Annotated in this window: 6 protein-coding genes; all 6 read left to right on the top strand. The window is 70.1% G+C overall.

Annotated elements, in window-relative coordinates; genetic code table 11:
• Window positions 1–104: 104 nt before the first annotated feature.
• The 6 genes from aroB to accB are packed head-to-tail and all read left to right on the top strand — an operon-like array spanning window position 105 to window position 4,460.
• On the top strand, window positions 105–1,733 hold the full coding sequence (gene aroB / locus VGT06_13375) for a 3-dehydroquinate synthase (protein ID HEV8664112.1): 1,629 nt from the start codon (window positions 105–107) through the stop codon (window positions 1,731–1,733).
• Window positions 1,726–2,535, top strand: a complete 810-nt coding sequence (locus tag VGT06_13370) for a tetratricopeptide repeat protein (protein ID HEV8664111.1) — start codon at window positions 1,726–1,728, stop codon at window positions 2,533–2,535. The genes aroB and VGT06_13370 overlap by 8 nt, the downstream gene beginning before the upstream one ends.
• A complete protein-coding gene (locus VGT06_13365; protein ID HEV8664110.1) occupies window positions 2,532–2,888 on the top strand; it encodes a roadblock/LC7 domain-containing protein in 357 nt (118 codons plus the stop codon). The genes VGT06_13370 and VGT06_13365 overlap by 4 nt, the downstream gene beginning before the upstream one ends.
• Before the next feature lie 43 nt (window positions 2,889–2,931).
• Window positions 2,932–3,381, top strand: coding sequence for a type II 3-dehydroquinate dehydratase (gene aroQ, locus VGT06_13360; GenBank protein ID HEV8664109.1), 450 nt, complete (start codon window positions 2,932–2,934; stop codon window positions 3,379–3,381).
• Between the two features lie 33 nt (window positions 3,382–3,414).
• Window positions 3,415–3,972 carry an elongation factor P gene (efp, locus tag VGT06_13355; GenBank protein ID HEV8664108.1) on the top strand — a complete coding sequence of 186 codons (558 nt, stop codon included), beginning with the start codon at window positions 3,415–3,417 and terminating at the stop codon, window positions 3,970–3,972.
• Window positions 3,969–4,460: an acetyl-CoA carboxylase biotin carboxyl carrier protein gene (accB, locus tag VGT06_13350; GenBank protein HEV8664107.1), complete on the top strand. Its 492-nt coding sequence runs from the start codon at window positions 3,969–3,971 to the stop codon at window positions 4,458–4,460. The genes efp and accB overlap by 4 nt, the downstream gene beginning before the upstream one ends.
• Window positions 4,461–4,485: the final 25 nt, after the last annotated feature.

The following is a 4,485-nucleotide window of genomic DNA, read 5'->3' as shown; positions in this document are numbered from 1 at the left end:
GTCGCCTTCGAGGTGGCCCGGGCGCTCCGGGAGAAGTGCGGGGGGGACAGCCTCCCCGAGATGCGGCGCAACTTCGACGGGTACCTGAAGCAGGTCCGGGAGCTGTGAGCGGCCGGCACATCGTGTTGGCCGGCATGATGGGCAGCGGGAAAACGGCGGTGGGGGAACGCCTGGCCCGATCCCTGGGGCTCCCCTTCTACGATGCCGATGCCCTCTTGGAGGCGGAAGCCGGCCAGCGCATTGCGGACCTCTTCGCGGGCGAGGGGGAAGCGCGCTTCCGGTCGCTCGAGCGGCAACTCATCGCCCGGCTGCTCGCCCGGCCCCCCGGGGTGATCGCCACGGGGGGCGGGGCCTTTGTGGATCCGGAGAATCGAAGCCGGCTGAAGGCGGCCGGGACGGTAGTCTCTCTCCTGGCCCCCCCGGAGGTTCTCTTGGCCCGGGTCCTCCCCGCTGCCGACCGCCCCCTCCTGAAGGGGCCGGATCCTCTCGGCCGCCTCCGAGCCCTCCTCGCGGTCCGACTTCCCGCCTACGCCGAGGCCCACCACCTCCTGGACACTTCTGACCGGACGCCCGACGAAGTCGCGGATCTCCTCCGCCGCCTCCTCCAATCCCGGGAGCCCGCCGCCCGGCAGACGGTTCACGTCGGGCTGGGGGAGCGCGCCTATGATGTTCTCATCGGGAGCCGCGTCCTAGAGGAGGCGGGGGAGAAGTGCCGGGCTCTCGGCGTGACGGGGCGGGTGGCCATCGTGGCGGACGAGAGCGTTGCCCCCCTCTACGCGGTCGCTGTGGAGGAGGCTCTCCGGGGAGCCGGCTATGAGCCGGCGCGGATCGAAGTGCCGGCCGGGGAGGCCTCCAAGAGCCTCGAGCGGGCAGCCTCCCTGTACGAGGCACTGCTGGACGCGGGCTTGGACCGCCACGGCGCGGTCCTCGCCCTGGGGGGCGGGGTCATCGGGGACCTCGCGGGCTTCGTGGCGGCCACCTTCCTCCGGGGAATCGCCTATTTCCAGATCCCCACCACCCTCTTGGCCCAGGTGGACAGCAGCGTCGGGGGGAAGGTGGGGATCAACCTTCCCCGGGGCAAGAACCTGGTGGGGGCATTCCACCAACCGCGGGCGGTCCTCTCAGACGTGGCCTGCCTCCGGAGCCTTCCGCTCCGCCAGCTTCGGGCCGGGCTCGCCGAGGTGGTCAAGTACGGGGTGGTGGCCGACGCGGCTCTCTTCACCTGGCTCGAGGACCAGGTGGAGCCGCTCCTGGCCGCCGAGGAACGGGCCCTCGTGGAGGCGGTGGCCGCGTCGTGTCGGATCAAGGCGCGCATGGTCGAAGTGGATGAGCGTGATACCGGTCCGCGGGCGGTCCTCAACTTCGGCCACACGGTCGGGCACGCCATCGAGGCGGCCACCGGATATGGCCGATATCTGCACGGAGAGGCGGTGGCGTTGGGGATGCTCTTCGCCGCGGAGCTCTCCGTTCGTCTGGGTCTGTGCGCACGCTCGGTTCGGGACCGTCTCGCCGATCTTCTCGGGCGTCTCGGGCTCCCAGGGCGAGCAAGTCTTCGCCTTAAAGACATTGAGAATTCAATGCATTACGATAAAAAGATAAAGGATAGCGTGAACTATTTCGTCTTGACAAAGGATATCGGCTCTGTTACGGTGGCCCCGGTTTCCGACCGAGAGGCCCTCCGGGAGACCCTCGCGACCCTCGTGAGCCCCCCCGCGGGTGAGCCACATGCCTGACCCCCGAGAACTGGCGGCAGAGATCGCCAAGTACGAGGCCCGGTTGGCGAGCGAGCCGCGCTCCCGCGTCTTTGCCCAGCTCGCGGATGCCTACCGGAAGGGTGGCCGGCTCGACGAGGCGATCCGGACCTGCCGCGGCGGGCTCAAGGACCATCCGACCTATGCTAGCGCCCGAATGGTCCTCGGCCGAGCGCTGATCGACAAGGGCCAGCTCCAAGAGGCGGAGAAAGAGTTCGCGATCGTCCTGGAGCTCAGTCCCAGCAATGTCCTGGCCCACCGGCTGTTGGGGGACCTGGCCGCCGGCCAGGGGAGGCGGGACGAGGCCCGGCAGCGGTACGAGGCGGTCCTGCAGCTGACGCCTCTGGATCGGGACGTTCAGGACGCCCTGGCCCGCCTGACCCAGGAGGAGAAAGCGCCACCGCCCGCGGCCCCACTCGTGGGCGTCGCGCCTGCGGAGCCGGCGGGGGAGCACGCGAAACAGGCCTGGGCATTGCCGGGGGAGCCCCCCACGGAGCCGGCGGCAGCTCCCGCCGCGCTGGGCCTGGCAACCGAGACGCTTGCGGACCTCTACGCTCAGCAGGGCTTCGGCGAGCGGGCGGTGGAAATCTACCGGGAGCTGCTCCGGCAGGACCCCGCGCGGGCGGATCTGCGCGAGAAGCTGGAAGGCCTCCAGGTGGCTGCGCCGGCTCCAGCGGCAGCCGAGGTCCCTGCCAACGCGACGGGAGACGGGGTGGCGCTCCTCGAGCGATGGCGGGAGGCGGCTCGCCGGCGGAAGGGGGCGTTGCGCGGGGGGGCGGCGTGAGCCTCCGCGAGAGTCTGGGCGAGCTGTTCCGCGGGGTACGGGCCGGCGAGGGCCTGCTCGTGATGGACCGGGACGGCCTCCCCGTGGAAGCCCTCCGGGGGGGAGACGGGCCCTCCCCCGAGGCCATCGGCGCGGAGTGCGTTCCCCTCCTGCGTGAGGCGGAGGCCTTGGCGCAGGGCCTCGACCTCGGGGCGTGGATTCACCTCGGCCTCCTGACGGCTCATCGGAATATCCATTTCGTCCCGTTGGGGGAGGACTGTACGCTGGCCCTCCTGACCCGGGCGGCGGGCAATGCGGCGAGCGGCCGGCGGGCCGTCCAGGAGGGGGCTCCGGCCCTCCGGTCCCTCCTCTGATCAACTCCGGGCACCTGTCCCGGCCTCTCCTCGAAGGGACCCCATGCGGATCCTGGTTCTCCACGGGCCCAACCTGAATCTCCTGGGTACCCGGGAGCCTGAGGTGTACGGTCGGGTTACGTTGGCCGAGATCGAGACCGAGCTCCGCCGCGCCGCGGCCGCGGCCGGCGCGGAGGTGCGGTTCAGCCAGTCCAATCACGAGGGCAACCTCATCGACGCCCTGCAAGAGGCACCGGCCTGGGCCGATGCGGTCGTCTTCAACCCCGGCGCCTATACCCACACGAGTGTGGCCCTGCGCGATGCGATTGCCGCCGTGGCGATCCCCACCGTGGAGGTCCACCTCTCCAACATCCACGCCCGGGAGCCCTTCCGCCGCCACTCCCTCACCGGGGAGGTGGCAGCTGGGGTGGTCTCGGGGTTCGGACTCCACAGCTACCTGCTCGGCCTCGAGGCGGCGGTCGCCCTGGCGCGCCAGCGGCAGGCGGCCCGCTGAGACGGCCACGACCCGCAAGACGGAGCGTCCCGCGTGATCTCGTCTAATGATCTGCGGCCCGGCATGAAGATCGAGCTGGATGGGGTCCCCTACGTGGTGACGGAGTACCAGCACCACAAGCCTGGGAAGGGGGGAGCCATCATCCGGACCAAGGTCAAGAACCTCCGCACCGGAGCCCAGGTTGACCGGAACTTCCGGTCCGGAGAGAAGGTCCCCCTCGCCCGGATCGACGAGAAGAAGGTCCAGTTCCTGTACCGTCAGGGGCCGGAGTTCCATTTCATGGACATGGACAACTACGAGCAGTTCTTCCTGAAGGAGGACGCCCTGGGGACGGCCAGCCGCTACCTGAAGGAGGGGCTGGAGGTGACTCTCCTCTTCCACCAGGGGGAGGCGATCGGGGTGGACCTTCCGACCTTCGTGGTGCTCCAGGTCGTGGCCACGGACCCGGGCGTCCGAGGGGACACCGCGTCGGGGGGGTCGAAGCCGGCGACCCTGGAGAGCGGCGCCGTAGTACAGGTGCCCCTCTTCATCGAGGTGGGGACCATGATCCGGGTTGACACGCGCACGGGCAGTTACATCGAGCGGGCATGACGCGCCCCCCGGGGAAGGGCTGGTCCATGGACCTGAAGGAGCTCAGGGCCCTCCTGAAGCTGGTGGAGGACTCGGACATCGAGGAGCTGGAAGTCGAGCGGCAGGGCCAGCGCGTTCGGATCCGCCGGCGCGGCGGGAACGCCATTCCGGTCGTGGCTCCCCCGGCCCCCATCCCCCCCCCGCCGGCCCCGGCCCTCCACGCCGCCCCCGCGGGAACCCCCGTCCCTCCCCCTGCCCGGGCCGAGAACCTGTTGACCATCGAGTCCCCGATGGTGGGAACCTTCTACCGGTCCCCCGCCCCGGGCGCCGATCCCTACGTGAAGGAGGGACAGGTGGTGGAGAAGGGGTCGGTGCTGTGCATCATCGAGGCGATGAAGCTGATGAACGAGATCGAGGCGGAGGTGAAGGGGCGCATCGTCTCGGTCCTGGTGGAGAACGCCCAGCCGGTGGAGTACGCCCAGCCCCTGTTCCTGGTGGAACCTCTCTAGTGCCGGGCCAACTGACGTCGCCTCA

It is taken from the genome of Candidatus Methylomirabilis sp. (assembly GCA_036000645.1).
Lineage (GTDB): Bacteria > Methylomirabilota > Methylomirabilia > Methylomirabilales > JACPAU01 > JACPAU01.
The sequence above is the reverse complement of the archived record's forward strand: the minus strand, read 5'-3'. Positions and strand labels throughout refer to the sequence as shown.

What these genes read in the sequence shown, in the direction of transcription:
- VGT06_13370 (HEV8664111.1), top strand. Translation starts at nt 1,726, where the DNA reads ATGCCTGACCCCCGAGAACTGGCGGCAGAGATCGCCAAGTACGAGGCC.
- aroQ (HEV8664109.1), top strand. Translation starts at nt 2,932, where the DNA reads ATGCGGATCCTGGTTCTCCACGGGCCCAACCTGAATCTCCTGGGTACC.
- accB (HEV8664107.1), top strand. Translation starts at nt 3,969, where the DNA reads ATGACGCGCCCCCCGGGGAAGGGCTGGTCCATGGACCTGAAGGAGCTC.